Below are 26268 nucleotides of genomic sequence, written 5' to 3'. Positions count from 1 at the left end.
GTTTCTCTCTCCTTACTTTGCATCATACCAGGTGTTCCCGTATGCATAATCTACCTCAAGGGGAACCTCAAGCGATACGGTCTCTTCCATCACTCTGGCAACTAATTCTTTTAATGTATCTAATTCATGTTCTGGAGCTTCCATAATTAATTCATCGTGTACTTGAAGAAGCATGCGAGCTTCCAGCTTTTCGTCCTCTAATGCCGCATACAAATCAATCATTGCTTTCTTTATAATATCAGCTGCTGTTCCCTGAATAGGTGTGTTCATAGCCGTTCGTTCAGCAAAGCTTCTTCTATTAAAGTTGCGACTTGTTATTTCTGGCAAATACCTGCGACGATTCATTAGTGTCGTTACGTACCCCTTTTGCTTTGCGTCCTGAACAACATCATCCATATAGGCCTTTACCCCAGGATAGCTTTCAAAATAACGCTCAATGAATTTTTTTGCTTCTCTTCTTGTAATCCCTAAGCTTTGGGATAATCCAAAATCACTAATGCCATATACAATTCCAAAATTAACTGCCTTTGCTTGTCTTCTCATCATATCAGTGACATCATCTTTCTCTACATGGAAAACATCCATCGCTGTTTGAGTATGAATATCTTCCCCGTTGTTGAACGCTTGAATAAGCTTAGTGTCATTGGAGATATGTGCAAGAACGCGCAGCTCAATCTGAGAGTAATCGGAAGAAAATATTCTCCATCCCTCTTGCGACGGAATAAATGCCTGGCGAATCTTTCTTCCTTCCTCTAACCGGATTGGTATATTCTGTAAATTAGGATCCGTAGAACTTAAACGTCCTGTTTGAGTTAAGGCTTGGTTAAAGCGGGTGTGGATTTTATGGGATTCTTGATCGACAACCTTCAATAAACCTTCAATATAAGTGGATTGTAATTTCCCTAATTGACGATACAATAAGATTTTAGGGATAATTGCATGTTGATCTCTTAGCTGCTCTAGCACATCAGCTGAGGTGGAATAACCAGTTTTGGTTTTTTTCACAACAGGCAGCTCTAATTTTTCGAACAGAATAGGGCCCAATTGTTTAGGCGAGTTTAAGTTAAAGGACTCTCCTGCCAGCTCATATACTTCTTCCTCAATATCTGCCAGCCGCTTCTGTAATTCCTCACCCATGTTCTCCAATCGTTCTACATCTAGAGACACTCCCGTATGCTCCATTACACCAAGTATAATGGACAACGGCATTTCCAGCTCATGATACAATTCCCATTGACTATTCTCTCTTAAATGTTCTTCAGCTTGCTCTTTTAATCCATACAGCATATTGGTTTTTCTGCCTACATGATCTGCCAGAATAGCTTGTTCAGGGACTTTGACCTTAGCTCCCTTCCCATATATATCTTCATCGAATGCGACTCCCTTTTTTTCCAAACGATGGCTAATGGAAGGAATGTCGTGATAATTTTCGGCAGGGTTAATTAAATAGGAAGCTATCAATAAATCGAATTCAATACCCTTCATATGAATACCTTGACGCTGCATTAATACAAACGTCTTCTTGGCATCAAATACCCACTTCTTTTTTGATTCGTCTTCTGCCCATTTTATAAATGTACTTGACTGAAACGCCATCTCCGTTGGGATGAAATACGCGCCGTTATCGTTAACCAGACCAATCCCTTCTATATTTGCATAATGGTAATTCTCTCCAAGCATCTCTACGACAAGAGCAGATGTCTCTGCAAGCATGTCTTCCGTTACTTCCTCTACTATTTTCACATCGAATGCTGGTAAAGCTTCTACAGCTTCTTCACTACGTTCCTCATCACTTTGAACTCGTTCTAATAGAGAATTAAATCCGAAGTCGCGGAAAACATGCGTAACACTTGGAGTTTCATACCCTTTATATATGACATCCTCTATCCCAATTTCAATGGGACTTTCTATATTTATCGTGACAAGATCCCTGCTCATATACGCTTCTTCTTTATTATTCTCTAGTTTCTCTTTCAGCTTCTTACCACTTACTTCATCTAAATTAGCATACACGTTGTCCAAGTTTTCAAATTGATTGAGTAATTTCACAGCTGTCTTTTCCCCTACTCCTGGCACGCCAGGGATGTTATCGGAACTATCCCCCATTAGCGCTTTTAAATCAATAATCTGCTCGGGGATAATATCCATTTTCTCTTTCATGAAAGAAGGCGTATAGTTTTCTACATTCGTAATCCCTTTTTTCGTAAGAGCAACAGTAATATGATTGGATACGAGCTGAAGTAAATCTCGATCTCCACTAATCACCTTTACTTCCCAATCTTCTTTTTCTGCTTGTCTTGCCAAAGTACCAATAATATCATCTGCTTCATATTGCTCTAGCTGATAATGGGAAATGTGAAACGCATCTAACAACTCATGCAGAAGCGGGAATTGTTCAGAGAGCTCTGGCGGAGTTTTTTGACGTCCGCCCTTATACTCCTCATAGGTCTTATGACGAAAGGTCGTTTTCCCCGCATCAAATGCTACTAGCATATGACTTGGACTTTCTTCCTCTAATATTTTTAGAAGCATTGTTGTAAAACCATATACTGCGTTTGTATGTACACCTTTATCATTATTTAACAACGGCAGCGCAAAAAAGGCTCGATAGGCAATGCTATTTCCATCGATCAACACTAGCTTTTTAGTCATTCGTAAAGCACTCCTTCATCGTTCTTCATGTTATTTGGAATATATAATAGTGAGGGCAAATCTTCTTCTCTTCATCTTCTCACAAAATAAAAACTTTAACAGGCTATAGTATTACTTTTTTCACGAGAAAAAAGAGACGCCATTTTCATCTATTTTACCATGATAAGGTATAGATGAAAAAAGACGCCCCTTGGACTATAGATTCTTGAGATAATCGTTTTGCCTAATTAAGCTCTTATTCTAGGTACCCTGCTAAGGTATTAGCATATGGGGAATCCTGCGGGAGAATAATTGTGGTCTCTCCATCAATGGTCTTCTTATAGGACTCCAGTGTTCTATAAAGCTGATAGAATTCTTCGTCCTTTTCAAAAGCATCATTGTAAATCTTTGCAGCTTCCTGCTCTCCTTGGGCTCTAATTTCAGATGCTTGTTTATTAGCTTTTGCGATCATTTCCTGAACTTCCCTGTCTGTCTTAGCAATAATACGTTTCTTATTCGCTTCTCCCTGGGACAAGTACTCTTGAGCTTTCGTTTCTCGATCAGATATCATATTCCGAAATACTGCCTGCTCATTCTCATCCGGAAGATCTGTTCTTTTAATCCGTACATCCACAACTTCAATACCGTAATTATCCCGCTTCAACAAGCTATTTACTTTTTCCGTTACGGTTGCATTTACATCCCCTCTGGAAGATTTCTCATCATTGACTATTTCCTCCAGATTCATCTGACCAAGCTGCGACCTTACGGTAGAGAAAATAAATTCTCCCATACGGGCTTCTGCATTAATGACCGTTTTGGCGTTGGTTATCATTTTTTGTGGGTCTGTAATACGCCAAACGGTATAGTTATCAATAATAATCCGTTTTTTATCTAACGTATTTACTTCCTTTTGGTCTACATCATACACCTGCTTCTTTTTCGGAAGGGTGGTAGCACTTTGGATAAATGGTATCTTGAATTGCAGTCCAGGCTTATCTTTAATGGAAACTACCTCACCAAATTGGCGAACTACCTTGTATTCCCCTTCCTTCACAATCATCATACTATTTAACAAAATACCAATTAGAACGATAAATGCTAGTATGAATACACCCGCTTTAATGTAATGACGATAATTACCACCGCCACCTGAGCCTTCTTTCATATCTACTACGTTCTCATCAGCCATTATTGTTCTCTCCTTCCTGATCCTCTTTCTTATCATCCTCATTTTCATCATTAGATTGCTGCGGCAAGGATTGTACTTGATTATTACCAATCGGCAAATATTTAACTGTATTACCGTCATCATTCATGATATAAATATTGGCTTTTGGCAATACTTCCTCTAGCGTTTCAATGACGAGCCTATCCCGAGTAACAGCAGGAGAGTTTGAATACTCCTCGTATAGAGCATTAAATTTAGCTACATCGCCCTTCGCTTCTTCTACTCGGGAAACTTTGTCGCCCTCTGCGCGGGAGATAACCGCATCTTTCTCCCCAAGCGCTTCCTCGTATTTCTCATTATTGTACTTGTCCGCTTCATTCTTTTTAGTATTTTTAGTTTCCTTCGCATCCTGTACCTTCGTGAAGGCTTCCCGTACCTCTTTATTTGGCAGGTCTACTTCTCGAAGTTTAACATCAATGATAGAAATACCGATTTTATAATCATCTATCAGTGTACTTAAAAGTTCTCTTACCTCGTTTTCAATCTCTGCCTTTCCAGACGTCAATGCATCATCAATAGTAGAGGTACCAATAATTTGACGAAGGGAGGATGAAGTAGCATTACTGAGTACCAGTTTCGGATCCTCCGATTGATATAAGTATTGAGCTGGCTCTGTTATTTTCCACTGTACCACAAGGTTTGCAAGTACTATGTTTTCATCTCCAGTAATCATCTGCACTTTATCAGCTGATTTTCCATCTGGATCTTTCGAAAATGTATAACTGAATGTTTCTTTAGATAATTTCTGTTTTTCTTGAATCGGCCAAGGCAGTTTAAAATGTAACCCTGGACTAGTTATGTTCTCTTCCGCCTTCCCAAATGTCAGGATGACAGCTTGCTCGGATTCATCCACCGTGTACCAACTTGTAACCCCTACAATAGCTAGTATGATAATCCCAATAACCATACCGACCCATGTATAAATCTGACGTAACGTCATGGCGTACTCCCCCTCTTTTTCTGTAATATATATACTTACGAGACAGTAATAGGAGAGGTTTCACATTTATAGGTATCCCTTCAACAAAAAAAAATCCTGACACAAATTGTGTGCCAGGAGTCCAGTACGATAGCTCACTCTATGCAGAATGAGTTACCTTCTAAGTATGCTAATGTTAATGAAAAAAGGACGGAAGCGGGATTGGCCTCCGTCACCATTAAAACGCCTTGGATGAAAGGGTTTCAATTTATACTATAGCAACAGTCTATAAAAGATAAATTAATGTAGTATTAACTTTTTGTAAATTTTTCAGGTAAATAGATCCGGAACGTTGTACCCTCCTGATGAGCGCTTTCTACTTCAATACTACCATGATGCCCTTCCACAATATGTTTTACAATGGCTAACCCTAGTCCTGTCCCGCCAGAGTTACGACTTCTCGCTTTGTCTACACGATAAAACCGTTCAAATATTCGTGGAATATCCTCCTCCGGGATACCTACTCCACTGTCTGAGACAGTTATTTTAACTTTATCGAAATGCTTCTCCAATGTAACGGTGACATCCCCATTACTAGGTGTATAATTAATGGCGTTCGTTACAAGATTAATGACGACTTGTTTTAAACGGGCCGAGTCCCCATCAATGATAGTATCGCTCTGCAGTTCTTGATGGAGCTTAATGTCCTTCTCTTCAGCCTGATGTTCTACAATGGGAATGATATCCTGGATTAGATCCTTCACGGATACTTGCTCGATATTTAATTCAAATTCTTCCTTCTCAAGCTTAGAAAGTTCCAGTAGATCGTGAATTAGCGACTGAAGACGCTGACTTTCTTTTAGAATTATTTTTATGAATTGCTCCCTTAAAGCATCGTCCTGCATAGCACCATCTAATAGCGTCTCCGAGAAGCCTCTAATGGAGGTGATTGGTGTTTTCAATTCATGAGACACATTTGCAACGAAATCCTTGCGCATCTGCTCCAAATTCTTGAGTTCCGTTATATCGTGGAACACAAGCACTACACCTTTCCATTCATTAGATTCGTTAATGATTGGTGCTCCGAGAACCTCCAGAAAGCGACGCTCAATTTGCAAACGACGGATGAAGGAATGGCGGACACGATCCTCTGTCATAAAGACTTCCTTTACAGCCTTATGAATCTCTTCTTCCTCAATGGCATGATAATATAAATGCCCGAGGTAATCGTTATACTCCCCGCCAAAGCTTTCAATAAAAGCCCTATTAACTAGGTGGACATACCCCTTTTCATCAATAAGGACGAGTCCATTACCCATGTTATTAATAACTGCTTCCAGCCTATCCTTTTGCATTTCTTGTACCATTGTCATTTCTTGCAGATTGCGTGCTAATACATTAATAGATGTAGTGAGCTGGGCTGCTTCCCCAAAGTTACCTTCATATGTTCTTGCCCGGTAATTTCCTTGTGCCAGTTCATCAGCCACTCTTGCTGCTGATCGAATAGGCTTAATATACTTCTCAAAAATACTTCTACCCAAGGTAGCCATGACCATAATACCTATTAGAACAGTTATTCCAATAATTAACCAGATATTTTTTGTTATATTCGTTAAGGATTGCACCTTGATGACCATTACTAGTGTTCCTGTTAAATTCTCATTGGTACTCGCCTGAAACGGATAATAAAACATATGGTCACGAATGTGGCCTTTGCTGTATTTACCCTCCTGCTCATTTAAGCTGGACAAAAAAGAGTCAATATTATTCGCCTCTTTTGGAGTAGGTTCTAGTATATCGTCGGTGGTATCTAAAACAATATCTCCGTCATTTCTATAAATCAACCCAATATCCAGCTGTTCACTCATACTTCTCAGCTGTTCTACATCTTCAGCAGAGTCAACAACTTCTACTAAATAACGTGCATCATTTTTAATCCTATCTTCGATGATATCAACTACAAAATTCTTTGTTAACTGCGCTAATACAAGCCCTAGCCCTAACATAAGAATAATCGCCAAAATGGAATAACTTAAAAAAGGGCGTGTATCATGTTTACGCATCCTTTGTTGGATCCTCCATTTTATACCCTAATCCACGGATAGTTTTAATATAAACTGGCTTTTTCGTATCGGGTTCAATTTTCTCTCTTAGATGACTAATATGCACATCTACAATACGAGTATCACCGACAAAATCATAATTCCATACGGCACTCAACAATTGATCTCGAGAAAGGACGCGCCCTTTATTCTTAGTCAGATACAAGAGCAATTCAAATTCTTTAGGGGTTAAGATTAGCCCTGCTCCTTTGACAGTTGCTTCATATTGCTCTGGATAAACCATAAGATCGGCTATTTTATAGCTTTCACTTTCCTGGTCCTCATCAGGAGAACGGTAGGAGACACGTCGTAAAATGGCTTTGATACGAGCTACCACTTCTCTCGGACTGAATGGTTTAGTTAAATAGTCATCTGCCCCTAGCTCCAAGCCTAATACTTTATCAAATTCATCATCCTTAGCAGTCAGCATAAGAATAGGGGTCTGTACCTGTGTTTGCCTCATCTGTTTACACACTTCCATGCCATCCATTTCTGGAAGCATTACATCTAATACAATTAAATCAAAGGATTGTTTACTAGCTTTATCCAATGCTTCACTTCCTGTGTAAGCCACATCGGTTGTAAAGCCTGCTTGTTCGATATTGTATTTCAATAACGTTACGATTGATTCTTCATCATCCACTATCAATATATGTTGAGCCATCTTCGATCACACCTCAGTTCAATTTCTATTTACATCATACAATGAAGATTAATATTTCAAAAGATATAACTAACAAAAGGCTACGATGTTAACAATAATTTTACATAGAATTTTCTTCACCTTAATATAAACAGTTGATTTCACCAAACTCTTCCTCTATATAAAGGATTTGTTTAATACTCTTTCCTTTCTATTCTCTATCAAACAGATATGTAATTATACCTGTCACGCACTTCCTACGCTTCTTCATTTTACCAAATAAAAAACCCCCTATGCTAAGGACAGCATAGAGGAATTAGATTATTACGCATATTAGAACTTCCTAATAAAAGTTCTCCAGTGATTTTGCATTCATAGATTCCGGCTCGTACGCAGGACATACAGTTACAGTTCCTTCGACAATCACCTTCGACTGGTCATCTGCTCCACGTACATGAACCGTAATCGTGTGTTCTTCTTCTTGAATGGAAGTTACCTCCAAATGAATCGTCACTTCTGCATAATGGTGAACCGGATTAGGATATTGAATAGATTGATCAATAATATGGGATCCTGGTCCAGGGAGATGCATGGAGATGGCAGAAGTTATTATTCCATATATCATTACTGGGGGAACGACTGGACGTTTGAAAGGAGTTTCTGACGCATAATCGTGCTGAATATAAAGTGGATTTGCATCATCAGTAAGACCAAGATACAACAACAAATCTCTATCCTCAATCTTGTGAGTAGTTGTGTAGGAATTTCCAAGCTTAATTTCTTTCAGCTTTTTCCCTAGCTTTCTCTTTTTTCCTAGCATGTAATCATCCCCTTTTTTTGAAAGCGTTTTCTTTTTTGTGGAAAGAAAAGCTCGGTACCTTACCGAGCTTTTCTAACCTTATTAAGCTTATTCTACTACTTTCATTACGTTTTTAACAGAATCTGCTGATTTATCTAATTGCGCTTTCTCTTCTTCCGTAAGATCAAGCTCGATAATATCTTCAATTCCATTCCCTCCAATGATAGTAGGGACGCCTAGATATATATCCTCGTACCCATACTCTCCCTGGAGGTAAGCAATAGCAGGAAGTACGCGACGCTGATCCTTCAGAATAGCTTCTGCCATTTCTGTCAAGGATGCCGCAGGGGCGTAATAAGCACTACCATTGCCTAGTAATCCTACTATTTCTCCTCCACCTTTACGAGTACGCTCTACAATCTCTTCTAAACGTTCAGGAGAGATTAATTTCTCTAACGGAATGCCTCCAGCATAGGAATAACGGATAAGAGGTACCATATCATCACCGTGTCCGCCTAATACAAATCCTGTGATATCCTTAACAGATAGGTTTAGCTCTTGAGCAATAAACGTGCGGAAACGGGCTGTATCCAGAACTCCGCTCTGGCCGATTACACGGTGTTTAGGGAAACCAGATTCCTTATACACGCTATATGTCATGGCATCAACTGGATTTGTCAGCACTAAAATGGTTGTTTCCGGTGAATGTGAAACAATTTGCTGAGTTACACTCTTCATAATTTTAGAGTTGGTAGCCACCAAATCATCACGACTCATTCCAGGCTTTCTTGCTATGCCTGCAGTAATAATCACAAGGTCTGATCCTGCCGTATCTTCATAGTTAGATGTACCAACAATATTAGAATCGAATCCTTGTACAGGGCTCGCCTCCAACATATCGAGAGCTTTCCCCTGCGTTGGTTTTTCCTGATCAGGAATATCTACTAACACAACATCCGCTAACTCTTTTTGTGCAATCATCAGTGCCGTAGTAGCACCAGTAAACCCAGCCCCTATAACGGATACTTTTCTTCTTGAAATAGCCATTGGTTGTCCACCTTTCTCTGCTTACTATTATTAATCCATGTTTTGAATGAGTGCGTCACCAAATTCAGAGCACTTCACTTCTGTTGCTTCGTCCATTTGACGAGCAAAGTCGTACGTTACTGTTTTGTTTCCGATAGTTTTATCCATAGATTTTGCGATTAGGTCAGCTGCTTCTCTCCATTCTAAATGCTCAAGCATTAACACGGCAGATAGAATAACAGAAGAAGGATTGACTTTGTCCTGACCAGCATACTTAGGTGCTGTTCCATGGGTAGCTTCAAAGATAGCGTGTCCTGTTTCAAAGTTAATGTTAGCTCCAGGGGCGATTCCAATTCCACCTACCTGTGCAGCTAATGCATCTGAAATATAATCACCATTTAAGTTCATCGTCGCCACTACATCAAACTCTTTAGGACGAAGTAAAATCTGCTGTAAGAAGATGTCAGCGATAGCGTCTTTGACAACAATCTTACCTTCGGCTTTTGCTTCATCTTCAGCCTTATTAGCAGCTTCTTTACCTTCTTTTTCTACAATCTCGTCATACTGCCTCCAAGTGAAAACCTTGTCGCCAAACTCCTGTTCAGCTACATCATATCCCCATGCTTTAAAGGAACCTTCTGTAAACTTCATAATGTTCCCTTTATGAACAAGCGTAACGTTTTCGCGGTTTTCACGAAGTGCGTATTCAATTGCAGATCGAACTAAACGCTTTGTCCCCTCTTCAGATATTGGCTTAACACCAATTCCTGAAGTCTCAGGGAAGCGAATGTTATGTACACCCATCTCTTCTTGAAGGAAATCAATAACCTTTTTAGCTTCCGGTGTTCCTTGCTCCCATTCAATACCAGCATAGATATCTTCTGTATTTTCACGGAAAATAACCATATCAGTGTCTTCAGGATGCTTAACAGGAGATGGCACACCCTGGAACCAGCGAACTGGACGAAGACATGTAAACAAATCAAGCTCTTGTCGAAGCGCTACGTTTAAAGAACGAATTCCGCCACCGATAGGTGTTGTTAGTGGTCCTTTAATTGCAATTTTGTAATCACGAATTGTATCCAACGTTTCATTCGGAAGCCATTCGCCAGTTTTATCGTATGCTTTTTGGCCAGCGTACACTTCTTTCCATTCAATACTTTTTGTATCCCCGTATGCCTTTTCCACTGCTGCTTCAATAACTCTGCTAGCGGAAGCCCAAATATCTGGACCAATTCCGTCCCCTTCAATAAATGGGATAATAGCGTGGTTTGGTACGTTCATAACACCGTTTTCTACTGTAATTTTTTCACCTTTTGACAATGTTCATACCTCCTAGTACAAATCTTTAAAATTGTTGCAATACAATATTATCATACGACATAAACACTAAAAGATAAATGGGACAGACTCAGAAGATGACTGAGCCCCCCTCCTTTATTACCTTTGTTCCATTGGAGTGTACTGTTGTTTTTTCGGTCCTACATATTCAGCACGCGGGCGTATGAGACGATTGTTTTCATATTGTTCCAGAATATGTGCTATCCATCCAGACACACGGCTTACTGCAAAAATTGGTGTGAATAGATCATGATCGATGCCCAGACTATGGTAGACAGAAGCAGAGTAAAAGTCCACGTTTGCAGGTAGACCCTTGTGTTCTTTAATATGCTCTTCAATTTTCACAGACATATTATACCATTTCGAATTACCTGTAATTTTAGTTAACTCCTTAGACATTTCTCTAAGGTGCTTCGCTCTAGGATCACCTTGCTCATACACTCGGTGGCCCATTCCCATAATCTTCTCTTTATTCTCCAGTTTTTCATTTATATAATCGATGGCTTTATCTTCCTCACCGATTTCGGTAAGCATGCTCATCACACGCTCGTTCGCTCCCCCGTGCAGTGGCCCTTTCAAGGCTCCAATTGCAGCTGTAATACCGCTGTATATATCAGAGAGGGTTGCTACACACACGCGAGCTGTGAATGTAGACGCATTTAATTCATGGTCTGCATGAAGCACAAGAGCTTTGTTAAACGCTTCTACTTCAAGATCCTTTGGTTCCTCTCCATTTAACATGTATAGGAAGTTAGCTGCATAGCTATATTCTTGCTTGGGCTGGATAGGATCTAATCCTTTACGAATCCGGCCAAAGGCTGTAACAATGGAGGAAATTTTAGCCTGAATACGAATGGCCTTACGATTGTTTGCTGATTCTTCAATGGTATCAGCTTCCTCATCATACAACCCTAAAATGGAAACAGCTGAGCGTAGTGCCGCCATTGGATGAACTGTACTTAAATCATACGACTGTAAATGATTAATAACAGCCTGGGGAAGTGTCATTTCTTGTGCTAAAGAGCTTTTAAATTGATTAAGCTCGGTCTCGTTAGGTAATTTCTTATTCCAAAGAAGGTAGATTACCTCTTCGAAACTAGAATTTTGTGCTAAATCATCAATATCGTAACCAACATAGGTTAGCTGGTCATCAATAATAGAACTAATAGAAGATTCTGTTGCAATAATACCTTCAAGTCCTCTAGTTACTGTCATGAACCTCTCTCCTTTTTACGATAAATTCCACTTAAGCGCATCTTCTTACGGAAGAAAACGCTTTATCGGCCTATTAAAATTTTTTCAGGTATTGTCCCCCAATTACAATTATAAACAAATATCAGATTTTTGTGAATTGAAACCGTTTAAATTATTCACATTTTCTATCTTTCTAAATATTCAAACTATTATAGGATCTATATATTGTTTTTAGCATCTTTGCCTATATAGGTTGGTTAATGAACAATAATGGGAGGGACATAAGCTGCACAATACCCTTATCCTTCACATCTCTATTAAAATTTTTCACTCTTTCCAACGATTTAAACCTAAAATTGGCAATTTTTTAAGAATCTGTTTCAAACCAATATCAACGGTAAGCAGATTTCCTTAAAGGAATGCTCGGGAAAGAATTGGATGACATTAGTTTTATTAGTGAATGGGCCGTACCATTGTTTGGAGTAAAATAAGACCTGTAAGCAACGAAGAACCGCGTCGTTTGGGTATAGAGTATTCCCAGTCCAGACAACTCTACTCAGGAAATGTTCTACTTATAGGATAGCTATTATGTCAAAATGTCTTTCAAAAAAAGAGCCTATACTGAAATATCTACACCGAATAACCATTCGTTTATAATAGGAAAACCATGTAAATAATAAAGTGTCAACCAACATACAAAGGAGTTTACTATTATATAATAGAAGTACATGTAGTAAGGAGGAGATAGCTTTTATGGACATGGATAAATTCTGGCTATATTTTTGGAGAATAGCTCGATTCTTTTTTGTAGCGTTAATTATTTTCGTAGGTTTCTATCTGTTTATTTATTTAGCACGCTATACATATCCATTTCTAATAGCTATTGTGATTGCCTTTGCTATTAACCCACTAGTCAATGTATTAGAAAGCAGGACCAGGCTCCCTAGAGCCATTGCAGTTCTATTATCCATTATTGTGATTCTAGCTATTATTATCGGAGCTATAACACTTTTGATAGTAGAGCTTATTGCCGGAACTAGATACTTATCAGAGAAGATACCAGAGCATTTTACCGACTTGGTAAATTATATAGAGGATTTCTTTACCTCACAGTTAATACCTATATACGATAGACTAACATCTCTTTTAAACGATTTAGACCCTAGCCAGCAGCAACAAATTATTAAACAAATAGAGAATATTGGAGAAACTATTGCTGCCAGTGGAGCAGCTATACTTGAGGGATTGTTGAGGTGGCTTCCAGATACTATTACCCAACTGCCAAATTTAGCAACGGTCTTACTATTTTCCCTGCTTGGCACCTTCTTTATAAGCAAGGACTGGTATCGTTGGAGCAAAAAGGTAGATGAAATTACTCCAGAACGTGTAAAGAATTCTGGAGGAAATGTATTTCGCGGCCTCCAGAAGGCTCTATTTGGGTTTATGAAGGCCCAACTGACCCTAATCTCTATTACGGCTCTCATTGTTTTAGCTGGACTACTCATTATGCGAGTCGATTATGCCGTTACCATTGCAATTATAACAGGTGCAGTGGATTTACTACCGTATCTCGGAACTGGACTTATCTTTGTTCCTTGGATTATCTATATGTTCTTTACAGGGAATTACTTCTTAACGATAGGCTTATCCATACTATACATTATCGTTATTATCCAAAGACAAATGATGGAGCCGAAGGTACTTTCAACTAATATTGACTTAGACCCTTTAGCAACCTTGGTTTCCCTATTTGTAGGCTATCAAATATTTGGGTTTCTTGGGTTAATTATAGGCCCAGTCACATTAGTAATTGTAAAAACTCTATACCAAACCGGAGTGCTTCATGAAATATGGCACTTTATTATGGGACCAGAGAGAACATCAAAGTAACTGCAAAGGAAAGAGGGTGCCCCTAATGGAATAAGGGACACCCTCTTTTTCTTTATCTTCTAAAAACAGTTATTCTACCACTTTCCATCATTCGTTTTACCACTTTCTGAAGCCCGCGCTTAATAGGCTGACGGGAATATGGTAAAAGAAGGGTGAACCCAATAGCGTCTGTAATAAAACCGGGGGTTAGTAGCACTACAGCCCCAATTAATATACAGATTCCATCAAATATTTCTTCTTGCGGCAGAATGCCCATTCGCATATTGTCTTGTGCTTTTCGCAGCGTTTCTAACCCTTGCTGCTTAGCTAGAAATGCACCTAAAATACCTGTTGCTATTATAAGCAGGATTACCCACCATGGTCCAATCCAATTGCCTGCCCATACCAAAACACCTATTTCTAAAGCTGGTACGATTAAAATAAATAGCAATAACCAGCGAAACAAATCCATCTTCCTTTCAATTCCATACTTAATCTTGTACTTGTATTATACATGAAAGATGACCTGCACGCGAATAGAAGAGCAACATCCTGCAGACGCAAAGAAATAAGAAAGGAGACCACTTCATATAACCCAGATAGAGCGCACTATTGAAAGAGGAACTAAGGGCAGAACACACCAAAAAAAGAAGAGGCTTAGCACCCCTTCTTTTTACAATCGTTTATAATACACTTGCGTGACCTTCATAAATATCGCCACGGGACGCATCAATTGTAATTTCTCCTGCATCCTGGATAAGTGTAGTTGCTTCTTTCACTCCCACTACAACAGGAATACCGAGGCTAAGCCCAACTACTGCTGCATGAGAAGTCAAACCGCCTTCTTCAGTAACTAATCCGCTCGCTTTTTCAATTGCAGGCATCATATCCTTATCCGTACTAATTGTTACCAGGATGTCGCCTTCATTTATATTCTCATTCGCTTCTTCAGCAGATTTAGCTACAGTTGCATTGCCAAAGGCTGATTTTTTACCAATTCCTTGTCCTTTTGCCAATACATCACCTACTACGTGTACCTTCATGATGTTCGTTGTTCCACTTTCACCAACCGGCACTCCTGCAGTGATAATCACACGATCGCCACGGTTAAATACGCCAGTCTTTAGACCACTGTCAATTGCGACAGATAGCATATCATCCGTTGTTTCAGAGGCTTCACCCATAACTGCTTGAACGCCCCATACAAGAGTTAGCATTCTATTTACACGCTCGTTGAATGTAACAGCCACAAGCGGTGCCTGTGGGCGATACTTAGAAATCATGCGTGCTGTATGCCCACTTTCTGTAGGAGCTAAAATAGCCGTCACATTTAGGTTCATAGCAGTATGCGTTACCGATTGGCTAATAGCATCTGTTATTGTCATATCACTAGTGCGAGAACGATTGCTTAAGATAATTTGATGGTCGAGTGCAGACTCAGCACGCAGGGCAATATTAAACATAGTTGTAACAGCTTCTACTGGATATTCTCCAGCTGCTGTTTCCCCACTAAGCATAATCGCATCTGTTCCGTCAAAAATGGCGTTTGCCACGTCACTAGCTTCCGCTCTTGTCGGGCGCGGGTTCCGCTGCATAGAATCCAGCATTTGCGTTGCAGTGATGACTGGCTTGCCGGCTGTGTTACACTGACGAATTAAATCCTTCTGTACAAGAGGTACTTCTTCTGCCGGAATTTCCACACCAAGGTCGCCACGGGCTACCATTAGTCCGTCACTTACCTCTAGAATTTCCTTAATATTGTCTACGCCTTCCTGATTTTCAATCTTAGGAATGATTTGAATATGGGTCGCGTCGTGCTTCTCTAGAAGCTCACGAATTTCAAGCACATCAGTGGCACGGCGGACGAAGGACGCAGCAATAAAATCGATATCCTGTTCGATACCAAAAATTATATCATTAGCATCTTTGTCCGTAATACCAGGTAAACTGACACTTACATTTGGAACGTTTACGCCTTTTTTATTTTTCAAAGGTCCATTATTCAAGACGCGAGTTTTTATTTCATTCTGGCTCTTTAGAACTTCCAATACTTCTAGCTCTACTAACCCGTCATCTAAAAGAATTTTGCCGCCTACATGAACATCATCAATTAGCCCAGGATACGTTACAGAAAAACGTTCTGCATCTCCTTCAATTTCATCCATAGTAACATGCGTAATAGATCCTTTTTCCAGGTAAACTTCCCCGTCCTTAAGAGTGCCAGTCCGAATCTCAGGACCTTTCGTGTCCAAGAGAATTCCTACGGTTTGGCCTGTTTGACGAGAAGCTTCACGGATATTCTTAATACGCTGGCCATGCTCTTCAAAGTCGCCATGAGAGAAGTTGAGGCGTGCAACATTCATCCCATTATTAATTAGCTCTACTAATGTTTCTACAGACTCTGAAGCAGGTCCAATCGTACATACAATTTTTGTTTTTTTCATCTTAATGATATCCTCCTCTAATCTTACTTTCTTATATCAAATCAAACTGAGAACGTTCCCACAGTTATGAGGATGTTTATTTTTATATAGAAAGTTCCTTCGATAGCTTATACATGCCTAAATCGAGCTCATGCTTAGTATCTAACGCTTCAATAATGTCATGGTTCACAAGTTGGTTGTTTTGAATACCTACCATGCGCCCTGCTTTACCTTGCAGCAATAAATCGACTGCTTCCGCACCTAGACGGCTGGCAAGTACTCTGTCAAAGGCTGTAGGTGACCCACCCCGCTGCGTGTGACCTAATACAGTGACGCGGGTTTCTAAGTCCGTTGCATCCTGAATGCGTTGACCAAATTCAAAGCCTGATCCGACACCTTCTGCAACAATAATAATACTGTGTTTTTTCCCGCGTTCATGTCCGCGCTTTAGACGATCCACAATATTATCAAAATCCTCATCTACTTCTGGTATCAGGATGGTCTCCGCTCCATCAGCAAGACCTGCCCATAAAGCAATGTCACCAGCATTTCTTCCCATAACTTCAATCACATATGTTCGTTCATGAGATGTTGCCGTATCTCGGATTTTATCAATTGCTTCAATTACTGTATTTAATGCTGTATCAAAACCGATTGTAAAATCTGTAGCAGGGATATCATTATCAATCGTTCCAGGAACTCCAACACATGGATAGCCTAATTCCGTCAGTTTCTTAGCTCCCATAAAGGAACCATCTCCACCGATTACTACTAAGCCTTCAATTCCATGCTTATTTAACTGTTCTATAGCCTTACCGCGACCTTCTTCAGTTTTAAATTCCGGACAACGTGCAGTGTACAGCATCGTGCCGCCCCGTTGAATAATGTCACCAACTGAGCCGAGCTCCATTTTTTCAATATGTCCATCAATAAGTCCTTGATATCCATGATATATACCATAGACTTCAACATTATGGTAGATACATTTACGCACTACGGAACGAATGGCTGCATTCATTCCAGGTGCATCTCCACCACTGGTAAGTACGCCAATTTTCTTCATCCCTCATCACCTCGTTTTACGGTATCTTCATCTCATTTAGTTGTCTCCCCATTCAAAGATAATGCTAAACACCTCTTTTGACAACCATAAAGAGCGAATCGGCAAAAGTTTCAACTTCAGAAATGTTCAGAAAACAACTATGTAATCGTTTTATTTCTTTTTATTACCATTACCTAATGCTATATGCATTCTTTTCTTCCTAATCGTTCCCAATAATGCTATATTTTTTTCTAATTAGTAAACCCTTTATCTTTTCTGGGAAAGAACACTTGCTGCCATTGTCACAAATCAAATCCCCTTGTGAGACGAGAAGTCGCGTCTCTCCAGGGGGATTTGACTTGTAAGTAAAGGCTCTAACAACCTAGCTGTATAGGCTAGGTTGTTGTATAAGAACCAATTTGTTTATATTTTTCCCATCTTTTCTCAAGTAATTCTTCTTTCGATAAATCTTTCAATTCCTTTAGTGAATTGGAAATGTATGCTTCTATATTTTTCGCTTGCTCTTCAACATCACGATGTGCTCCACCACGTACCTCTGGAATAATATCATCAATAACACCTAGCTTCTGTAGGTCGTAGGAAGTAATCATCATCGTTTCTGCTGCCTTTTGAGCCTGTCCAGAATCTTTCCATAACAAGGCTGCTGCCCCTTCTGGCGAAATAACAGAGTAAGTAGAATTCTCGAGCATATAGATTTTATCTCCTACGCCTAAGCCTAATGCTCCCCCACTTCCTCCTTCTCCAATTACGACGCAAATGACAGGCACAACAAGTCCTGACATTTCCATCAGGTTCCTTGCTATAGCCTCACTTTGTCCACGCTCTTCGGCCGCCTTTCCAGGATAAGCACCTTTTGTATCAATAAAGCATACGATGGGGCGGCCAAATTTTTCAGCCTGCTTCATATGTCGAAGAGCTTTTCGATACCCTTCCGGATGAGGCATCCCAAAGTTACGACGAATGTTCTCTTTCGTATCTTTCCCGCGCTGGTGACCCACTATAGTAATCGGCTGGCCTTGAAATTTGGCCACACCAGCCACAATTGCTTCATCATCTCCATAAAGACGATCACCATGGAATTCTAAAAAGTTCGTAAATATTTCATCGATATAGTCAAGTGTAGTAGGTCGTTCACTATGACGAGCCATTTGAACTCGGTCCCAAGGTTTCATGTTGTCATATACGTCTTCCTCTACTCTTGCTAATCGGTTTTCTAATGTTTTTATTTCATCCGTTAAATCCACATCACTCTCAGTGGTGAACTTTTTTAGCTCAGCAATTTTCTCACGAAGTTCTATTACAGGCTTCTCAAATTCCAAAATCTGTTTGTTTTTCATAGTTATTGTGTCCCTCCCTGGTGAAGGTCTAACAGAGTGGAAAGAACATCCTTCATCTCATGTCTGGGAATTACTTGGTCTAGTTGGCCATGCTTCAATAGAAATTCAGCTGTTTGGAAATCCTCTGGTAATTCCTCTCGTATAGTTTGTTCAATAATACGACGACCAGCAAATCCAATTAATGCTCCAGGTTCAGCGAAGTTATAATCGCCAATAGAGGCAAAGCTTGCTGATACACCACCTGTTGTAGGGTGTGTCATGACAGAAATCAATAGCTGTCCTGCTTCACTATGCCGCTTTATCGCTACAGAGGTTTTTGTCATTTGCATCAGGCTGAGTACACCCTCTTGCATACGAGCACCACCGCTTGCTGTAAAAATCACAAAAGGAATGTGAAGGTCTTTAGCATGTTCAATAGCATTAGCTATTTTTTCACCGACGACAGACCCCATGCTTCCCATGCGGAAACGAGAATCCATAATAGCACACGCTGTTTCTACTCCATCGATTGTCCCTTTTCCGGTTACAACAGCTTCATTAAGACCTGTTTTCTTCCGGTCCTTTTCCAGCTTCTCTTCGTATTCAGGAAATCCAAGAGGATTCTCCGAAATCATGCCTTGATCCCATTCTTCAAAACTTCCCTCATCAAACAGGCTCTCAATTCTTTCATAGGCCGGCATTTGATGGTGAAATTCACAGTTAGGGCAGACATTCAAATTCTTATCCAGCTCTTTGCGATAAAAGATTTTATGACATGAAGGGCACTTTTGCATTAATCCCTCAGGAATATCCTGTTTGGCTTCTTCCCTTGGTATGGATGCATATTTTTTCTTCTTGCTAAAAAAGTCTTTAAGCAAGGGGGATTCCTCCTTTAAAACAAATCGAGCCTGTCTATCTACTTTAGCTAATTCTGAATAAAAATGTTGTAGAATACTGTCTGCATTCTTTTTATTCTGTATCTACATATAAATTAGCACATAATGCATCTAATCTATCTACTTGCTTGTTCTCCAATGCATGTATGATTTGTTTGTACATTTGAATATCATACACTGGTTTATGGAAGGTTCTAGAGAATTCCTCCATCAGCCTCCATATTTTCATTAATAGCTGATTCTCAATCGAGCGGAAAATAATGAAAAAGAAATCAAAGTGAAAGGTCTCCACTCCAGGCTCAAATTGCTCTATTTTCATACGCAACGATTGGAAATCATCTTGATCTAATTGAGATACAGCTAGCTTAGCCGCTTCCCGCTCAATTAATTGCTTTGTTGTTTTTAAATTCTCTTTTGTTTTTGCCTCTTGAAGAATAAATGCGGATAGTATCTCTACCATGTGATAAGGACGATATGAGCTAAGGAATGTACCTTCGCCTCTTCTTGTTTCAATCAGGCCTAACAGCTCCATAGCACGTAAAGCTTCCCTTACTGAGGAACGGCCAGCTTGAAGACGGTCGGCTAGCTCGCGCTCAGAGGGAAGCTTATCACCAGGTGACAGTCCTTGATCTTCAATAAAATGACGTATTTCCTTTAATACCTCTTCATAGACCTTTGATTTAGATGGCAATGTCACGGATTAGGATCACTCCTTTAACAAATCCATGAAATAAATTTACATCATGATTCGTCTATTAAGGCTAACTGTCTAGTCTTTTCTGCTACTTGTTCAGGGTCAACATGGTGTCGAGCTACCCCGGATTCCATTGCAGCTCTGGCAACACTTGCTGCTACTGCAGGTGCTACGCGGGGATCAAAAGGCTCTGGAATAACATAATCTGCACTTAATTCCTCTTCACCTACAAGCGACGCAATAGCCTCAGCTGCTGCAATTTTCATCTTTTCATTAATTCTCGTTGCTCTCACATCAAGAGCTCCACGGAATATACCAGGGAAGGCTAGCACATTATTTACCTGATTTGGAAAGTCAGAGCGCCCCGTACCAATCACACTTGCTCCCGCATCCTTAGCATCCGATGGCATAATTTCTGGCTCTGGATTAGCCATTGCGAATATGATTGGATTATCACTCATGTTATGAACCATTTCCTTCGACAATAGTCCACCCACAGAAACACCGATAAATACATCTGCACCTTCAAGCATTTCCTCCATGGAACCTTCCTGCCGATCCTTATTCGTAATCTGAGCAATTTCATCCTTCACATCATTCATTCCATAGCTGCGTCCCTCGAAAATGGCACCCTTTGAGTCACACATGATAATGTCACGTACACCGAAATGATACAACAGCTTAATAATTGCAATACCGGCTGCGCCCGCACCATTAGCTACTACTTTAATGTCTGACCATTTCTTTTCAGACAGTTTCAAGGCGTTCATCAGCGCCGCTACCGTTACGATAGCTGTTCCGTGCTGATCGTCATGAAAGATAGGAATACTGGTTTCCTTCTTAAGCCTATCCTCAATGATGAAGCAATTAGGTGCGGCTATATCTTCCAGGTTCACCCCGCCAAAGGTAGGCTCCATCAGCTTAACTGTATTTACAATTTCATCTATATCATTGGTACTAAGACAGATTGGAAAAGCATCTACTCCTGCAAAGCTCTTAAATAACGCAGCTTTTCCTTCCATTACTGGTAAAGAGGCTTCCGCTCCAATATTGCCCAATCCAAGCACAGCTGAACCATCACTTACGACTGCAACCATGTTTCCCTTCATTGTGTAATCATATACCGTTTCTTTATGTTCATATATTTCCTTACAAGGCTCCGCAACTCCTGGAGAATAAGCTAAGCTTAAGTCCTCCTTGTTCCGAACTGGAACTTTAGAATGGGTCGCAAGCTTTCCTTTATGGACTCGATGCATGTGTAGTGCCTCTTCACGTAATTTTGACAACGATACCCGCTCCTTTTATATCTCAACAATAATTTCTTGTAAATTGGTCTGACCACTAATCTACTTCATTATAACAAATGGCTTTTCCATGTAAAGTATAGAATGCAGCGGTCCTGGAGCAAGAAATATCTTCTACTAATTCCCGTGAGGAGGATTCATGAACGGATTATTTCAATACTACATTATCTTTACCAGCTAGCATACTTATATTCTCCAAAGCATCTCTATTAGGTTCTACCGCATATTGAGAACTTAATTGGAAGGTTTCTTTCGTTTCAGCAATATGGATGATCATGGGTACCTCTCCTGGAAAGCGCTCGGCTATAGCTTTCACATGAGCTAATAATTCCTCCTTCTTCTCTTTTGAAACACGAATAAAGAGGCGTTGGTGTGACATCGGCTGTAATTCTTCCTGCTGAAATGGTCTCATTTGTTCTACAATCCATTGAGGATTCCCATTTCGCTCCTCTGTTCTTCCTTCAATAAATACTAGCATTTCTTCTGATAGCCATCTACGGATATCACGAAAGGCATCCGGAAATAGAACAGCATCCATTTCTGTCCTTTCATCACTAATGGTGAGAAAAGCCATTGGATCTCCTCTCTTTGTTCTAATAGTTTTTACCTCTTGAATAACTACGGCAGCTTTTAACCGCTTCTTTCGCTCCGAAGAGAGAACGTTTTGTAAGGAAAGAAAGCCTGACTGACGTAATTGCTCTCTGAAGGTTGCTAACGGGTGAGAAGAGACATAAAAACCCATTACCTCTTTTTCTAAGGATAGTTTCTTTAATTGGTCAAATGGTTCGGCTGAAACATAATGGGCATCCAGCTCAATATCCGTACTAAAGAAGGATTCCTGTCCACCCATATCGCTGAATAACTCGCCCTGCTCCATTGCTTGCTGAATGCTTGCTAGTAAGGATGATCGATTGCTAAAGGTTTCATCAAATGCACCAGCTAACACAAGTGCCTCCAATATAGAACGATTGATGATGTGTAAAGGGACACGCCTGCAAAAATCGAATATACTGGAAAACTCTTTCTCTTTTCTTGCCTCTAAAATACTTTGTATAGCGTTTTTCCCAACCCCTTTTATGGTAGAAAGACCCATTCTAATTCCGTGATTTTCAACTGTGAACTTGGCGAAGCTGTTATTGATAGAAGGAGGGAAGACTTCTATCCCTAATTCCTGCGTTTCTCTAATAAAACCATGCAATTTGTCATTTGAAACAGAACTCATTAGCTCCGACATAAAATGGGCTGGGTAACGCGCCTTTAAATACGCTAATTGATAAGATATAACACTGTAAGCAACTGCATGGCTACGGTTAAAACCATAATTGGAGAAGCGAACAATCCATTGAAATAGTTCTTCTGCTACTTCCTGAGCGTAGCCGTTTTGAATACAGCCTTCTATAAAAGCCTGCTTTTGCTGGTTCATAGTGTCCAGCTCTTTCTTACTTACAGCTCGTCTTAGTAAATCTGCTTGTCCTAGAGAAAATCCTGCGACACGATTGGCAATCTGCATAATTTGTTCCTGATATACAAGTACCCCATACGTTTTCTTAAGAATTGGCTCTAAATCCTCGTGTGGATAGGAAACCGCTTCTTTACCATGCTTTCTTTTAATATAAGTTGGAATATATTCCATAGGACCTGGTCGATACAAAGCATTTACAGCTACGATATCCTCAAAATGGGTTGGTTTTAGCTGTTCTAATACATCCCGCATCCCTTTCGACTCTAGCTGAAACACACCCGTTGTTCTCCCGCTTCGTAACAGGGCAAAGGCTTTCTCATCGGCCATTTCTTTCCCTTGGAACGAGGGGCTCGTTCCTTCCTTCTCATAAATACTTTTTACAATACGCTCGATTAGTGTCAAATTCCTTAGCCCAAGAAAATCCATCTTCAACAGGCCAATAGCTTCTAAATCATTCATTGCATACTGAGTCAGCGGTACTCCCTCATGCCCTTCTGTCAGCGGGACGTGCCGCTGAAGGGGAGACTGACTAATAACGACTCCAGCTGCGTGAGTAGAAGCATGGCGTGGCAACCCTTCTATTTTAGTCGCAATCTTAAATAGTGTTCTTAACGTTTGGGATTGTTGAATGTATTGCTTAAGATCTGAGGATTGCTGCACAATTTCTACTATTGATTGTGTAGTGGACTGAGGAATAAATCTCATTAGGTAATTGGTTTCCTGTTGGTCGACACTCATTACCTTCGTTAACTCTCTTATTACCGAGCGGGCGCCAAAGGTACCGAATGTAATGATTTGTGCGACATGATCGGCCCCATATTTGTCTGTCACATATTGAATGACTCTATCCCGTTTCACATCAGCAAAATCAATATCAATATCAGGCATAGATATACGCTCAGGGTTTAAAAAACGCTCAAATAATAAATCGTAATGAACAGGGTCCACGTCCGTAATACCTAGTAAATAAGCTACTAATGAACCAGCAGCTGACCCTCTTCCAGGACCCGTTGTAATCCCATTTCTTTTTGCATAGGCGATAAAATCCCACACAATCAGGAAATAATCGCTAAATTGCATTGATTGAATGACCTGTAACTCATAAGCAAGTCTGTCCCGTACTTCCTTTGATGGGGCACCGAACCGACGTTCCATTCCCTTTCGGCAAAGTTGCTCCAGGTAATCGTCTGATTTCCCATTTTCCGGAACAGGGTACGCTGGCAGCATCATTTGATGGAAGGAGAGCTCTACATTACAAGCACCAGCAATATTACCAGCATTGTACAGGGAGGAAGACGCCCAATCCTCAAACAGAACAGCCATCTCTTCTTTGCTTCGCAGGTGACGCTGCTTCATAGATGTATCCTCTATCGTTTGGGACCAACGCTTGTTCAACCGAATACTTTGCATACAATCATAAACGAGAGCATCTTGTTCGTGCAGGTACCTCACATCATTTAATGCAACGAGAGGCAGCTTGCCCTCCGCCATATAAGGCTCCAATGCTACATGAAGTCTTCTCTCCTCCTCTAGCCCATGATCTTCAATTCCTAAATAGAAGGAGTCTTTATCGATAGCTTCATACCAGCTGTTTATCCCACTCACTAAAGCATCCTTATCATTATGTAGAAGACTAGCTTCTATATGGGATTTAAAAATTGGTAAAATAGCAAAACAATGCTCCGTATAGGATGAAAGAACATCCATCGTTAATGCCCGTTCTTCCATCTGTAGTAAACTGCTTAGCGCTAATAAATTCTGATACCCATGTATATTCTTTGCTAGTAACACTAAGTCATTTGTTTCTTGTTCGTTTACAATAACAGGCACGGTCAAGCCTATTATTGGTTTTACGCCATACTCTTTACAGGTCTGATAAAATTCTACAGCTCCATGCATAACCAGCTCATCAGTTAAAGCAAGGGACGTATAGTCTAACTCCTTTGCTCTTTGGACGAGCTTACGGATAGTATTGGTGCTTTTCATAAAGCTATAGCCGCTTCTCACCTGTAAATGAACAAAATCCATACCTATTCCCGCCTCATCATTAAATTCTCTTCTATTATAGCTTACAACGGAAGCAGAACAAAAGTACACCAGCTCCCATTATCACTAATAGACGATTCACTGTCATAGGCAGCATTTTTCCCCCATAAGATGATAGTAAGGAAAGCTGGACAAACTATAAGGAGCGAAACCATGATGGAGGAACGCTTTTTTGCAACGATATTTCAATATTATTTTATTGCTCTTGGTGTCATGATTGGTGGAACATTAATTGGAAGCATTGGTGCATTTGCAGCGGGAGAAGCTCCTTTTACGTATATAAATCGCTTAGCAAAAAGTTTACGCATTTGGGCTATCGTAGCGGCCATTGGCGGCACATTTGATGCTATTACTAATTTTGAAAAAGGGTTATATGCTGGTTCAACCGTGGATATGTTCAAGCAGATTGTATGTATAATAGCCGCTATGGGTGGCGTACAGACAGCACTGCTTATTATAGAATGGCTAATTCAGGAGGAAATCACGTAATGCATATCCCTCCATATTATAAGAGAAGGGATTGGCAGCGTTTTTTAGCAGGGGTGTTTATTGGGGGAATTATAGCCTATGCATGCTTTTTGTTTATGTACGGAACCTATGTAGAAAACTGGATAGAGAAAAACCTAGAACTACATGAGAAGATTAGGGATTTAGAATCAACAAATGAAATGCTTATTCAAGATAAAGAAGAATTAAATAAGAAACAAAAAGATATTATCCAGGTGCATGCAGTAGATATTCAATTTTCTAATGAGAAGAAACTAATTGAGCAGCACTCTATTGATAAATTGACTGTGTTCAACCTTAGAAGGCTTGTGAAGGAGCAGACACCTGACTTAATTGGACAGGATACGAATTCTTTGTATGATAATGCCAGTTTAATCTATCGTGCCATTGAGGCCAGAACATATAAGGTAGATGACTTAAAATATGAAATGAAAGTAGAAAGACTGCTCATATCCCAAAATGTTTCCATCACCATCCGTATTGTTCCTGTTCCAGGGTAACAATTGAACAATATGTGAATAATTATGAAAACGATAGCATTTTTGCTAAACCTTGGATACAATAAAATTAGGTTAAAGATCTTCTACGAAAGTGGGGTGAGTGTTTATGTTATACATGAACCGGAGAAGGTTGCTAGAAGACAAGATTGAACGACTATTAAATGGTCAAACCGCTTATGCCGAATCACAAGAACTCATCCGTCTATTAAAACGGGAGCTGGACAAACGAAACATTACAGTACTAATGGATCAAACAGACAGTGGATGCTGGTTTATTCCTGAACATAGAAAAGCAAATTAAT

The 26268-nt window shown here is 40.0% G+C and carries 21 protein-coding genes; 4 read left to right on the top strand and 17 right to left on the bottom strand.

What is annotated here, in order from left to right; genetic code table 11:
* Positions 1 to 12: 12 nt before the first annotated feature.
* The 9 genes from polA to citZ form a co-directional block, all read right to left on the bottom strand.
* Positions 13 to 2652 carry a DNA polymerase I gene (gene polA / locus ACFFGV_RS01985; RefSeq protein WP_377344893.1) on the bottom strand — a complete coding sequence of 880 codons (2640 nt, stop codon included), beginning with the start codon at positions 2650 to 2652 and terminating at the stop codon, positions 13 to 15.
* A 235-nt stretch (positions 2653 to 2887) separates the two neighbouring features.
* Positions 2888 to 3823, bottom strand: coding sequence for a protease modulator HflC (hflC, locus tag ACFFGV_RS01980; protein WP_377344892.1), 936 nt, complete (start codon positions 3821 to 3823; stop codon positions 2888 to 2890).
* Positions 3816 to 4802 carry an FtsH protease activity modulator HflK gene (gene hflK, locus ACFFGV_RS01975; RefSeq protein ID WP_377344891.1) on the bottom strand — a complete coding sequence of 329 codons (987 nt, stop codon included), beginning with the start codon at positions 4800 to 4802 and terminating at the stop codon, positions 3816 to 3818. Before hflK ends, hflC begins: the two co-directional genes overlap by 8 nt.
* 290 nt (positions 4803 to 5092) lie before the next feature.
* Positions 5093 to 6844 (bottom strand): two-component system histidine kinase PnpS, encoded by a 1752-nt coding sequence (pnpS, locus tag ACFFGV_RS01970; protein WP_377344890.1) that lies wholly within the window; start codon positions 6842 to 6844, stop codon positions 5093 to 5095.
* Positions 6837 to 7547, bottom strand: coding sequence for a response regulator transcription factor (locus ACFFGV_RS01965; protein WP_377344889.1), 711 nt, complete (start codon positions 7545 to 7547; stop codon positions 6837 to 6839). The genes pnpS and ACFFGV_RS01965 overlap by 8 nt, the downstream gene beginning before the upstream one ends.
* 322 nt (positions 7548 to 7869) lie before the next feature.
* Entirely contained in the window at positions 7870 to 8346 is a 477-nt protein-coding gene (locus tag ACFFGV_RS01960) for a MaoC/PaaZ C-terminal domain-containing protein (protein ID WP_377344888.1), read from the bottom strand.
* A gap of 87 nt (positions 8347 to 8433) precedes the next feature.
* The gene (mdh, locus tag ACFFGV_RS01955; protein WP_377344887.1) at positions 8434 to 9372 is read right to left on the bottom strand and encodes a malate dehydrogenase; all 939 of its coding nucleotides are present in this window, start codon (positions 9370 to 9372) and stop codon (positions 8434 to 8436) included.
* Positions 9373 to 9402: 30 nt separating this feature from the next.
* Positions 9403 to 10674: an NADP-dependent isocitrate dehydrogenase gene (gene icd, locus ACFFGV_RS01950; protein ID WP_377344886.1), complete on the bottom strand. Its 1272-nt coding sequence runs from the start codon at positions 10672 to 10674 to the stop codon at positions 9403 to 9405.
* Between the two features lie 117 nt (positions 10675 to 10791).
* Positions 10792 to 11907, bottom strand: a complete 1116-nt coding sequence (gene citZ / locus ACFFGV_RS01945; RefSeq protein ID WP_377344885.1) for a citrate synthase — start codon at positions 11905 to 11907, stop codon at positions 10792 to 10794.
* Positions 11908 to 12639: 732 nt separating this feature from the next.
* Here citZ and ytvI point away from each other — a divergent pair.
* Positions 12640 to 13776: a sporulation integral membrane protein YtvI gene (gene ytvI / locus ACFFGV_RS01940; RefSeq protein ID WP_377344884.1), complete on the top strand. Its 1137-nt coding sequence runs from the start codon at positions 12640 to 12642 to the stop codon at positions 13774 to 13776.
* Positions 13777 to 13828: 52 nt separating this feature from the next.
* On the opposite strand, the gene ACFFGV_RS01935 is transcribed toward ytvI, so the two are convergent.
* The 8 genes from ACFFGV_RS01935 to dnaE form a co-directional block, all read right to left on the bottom strand.
* Positions 13829 to 14221, bottom strand: coding sequence for an FxsA family protein (locus tag ACFFGV_RS01935; protein ID WP_377344883.1), 393 nt, complete (start codon positions 14219 to 14221; stop codon positions 13829 to 13831).
* Between the two features lie 217 nt (positions 14222 to 14438).
* Positions 14439 to 16199 (bottom strand): pyruvate kinase, encoded by a 1761-nt coding sequence (pyk, locus tag ACFFGV_RS01930; protein WP_377344882.1) that lies wholly within the window; start codon positions 16197 to 16199, stop codon positions 14439 to 14441.
* A gap of 82 nt (positions 16200 to 16281) precedes the next feature.
* On the bottom strand, positions 16282 to 17241 hold the full coding sequence (gene pfkA / locus ACFFGV_RS01925) for a 6-phosphofructokinase (protein WP_377344881.1): 960 nt from the start codon (positions 17239 to 17241) through the stop codon (positions 16282 to 16284).
* Between the two features lie 374 nt (positions 17242 to 17615).
* Entirely contained in the window at positions 17616 to 18578 is a 963-nt protein-coding gene (gene accA, locus ACFFGV_RS01920) for an acetyl-CoA carboxylase carboxyl transferase subunit alpha (RefSeq protein ID WP_377344880.1), read from the bottom strand.
* A 2-nt stretch (positions 18579 to 18580) separates the two neighbouring features.
* Positions 18581 to 19435: an acetyl-CoA carboxylase, carboxyltransferase subunit beta gene (accD, locus tag ACFFGV_RS01915; RefSeq protein ID WP_377344879.1), complete on the bottom strand. Its 855-nt coding sequence runs from the start codon at positions 19433 to 19435 to the stop codon at positions 18581 to 18583.
* Positions 19436 to 19526: 91 nt separating this feature from the next.
* Positions 19527 to 20150: a FadR/GntR family transcriptional regulator gene (locus ACFFGV_RS01910; protein ID WP_377344878.1), complete on the bottom strand. Its 624-nt coding sequence runs from the start codon at positions 20148 to 20150 to the stop codon at positions 19527 to 19529.
* A gap of 44 nt (positions 20151 to 20194) precedes the next feature.
* On the bottom strand, positions 20195 to 21403 hold the full coding sequence (gene ystJ / locus ACFFGV_RS01905; RefSeq protein ID WP_377345839.1) for an NADP-dependent malic enzyme: 1209 nt from the start codon (positions 21401 to 21403) through the stop codon (positions 20195 to 20197).
* A 196-nt stretch (positions 21404 to 21599) separates the two neighbouring features.
* Positions 21600 to 24941, bottom strand: coding sequence for a DNA polymerase III subunit alpha (gene dnaE, locus ACFFGV_RS01900; protein ID WP_377344877.1), 3342 nt, complete (start codon positions 24939 to 24941; stop codon positions 21600 to 21602).
* A 174-nt stretch (positions 24942 to 25115) separates the two neighbouring features.
* Here dnaE and ytrH point away from each other — a divergent pair, with 174 nt between their 5' ends.
* The 3 genes from ytrH (at position 25116) to ACFFGV_RS01885 (ending at position 26267) form a co-directional block, all read left to right on the top strand.
* Positions 25116 to 25448 carry a sporulation membrane protein YtrH gene (ytrH, locus tag ACFFGV_RS01895; protein WP_377345838.1) on the top strand — a complete coding sequence of 111 codons (333 nt, stop codon included), beginning with the start codon at positions 25116 to 25118 and terminating at the stop codon, positions 25446 to 25448.
* Entirely contained in the window at positions 25448 to 25966 is a 519-nt protein-coding gene (ytrI, locus tag ACFFGV_RS01890) for a sporulation membrane protein YtrI (protein WP_377344876.1), read from the top strand. Before ytrH ends, ytrI begins: the two co-directional genes overlap by 1 nt.
* Positions 25967 to 26072: 106 nt before the next feature.
* Positions 26073 to 26267, top strand: a complete 195-nt coding sequence (locus tag ACFFGV_RS01885; RefSeq protein WP_377344875.1) for a YtzJ family protein — start codon at positions 26073 to 26075, stop codon at positions 26265 to 26267.
* Position 26268: the final 1 nt, after the last annotated feature.

Origin of the sequence: Pontibacillus salicampi (genome assembly GCF_042434395.1) — a bacterium.
Taxonomy (GTDB): Bacteria; Bacillota; Bacilli; order Bacillales; family BH030062; genus Pontibacillus; species Pontibacillus salicampi.
This window is presented reverse-complemented; position numbering and strand designations above follow the sequence as displayed.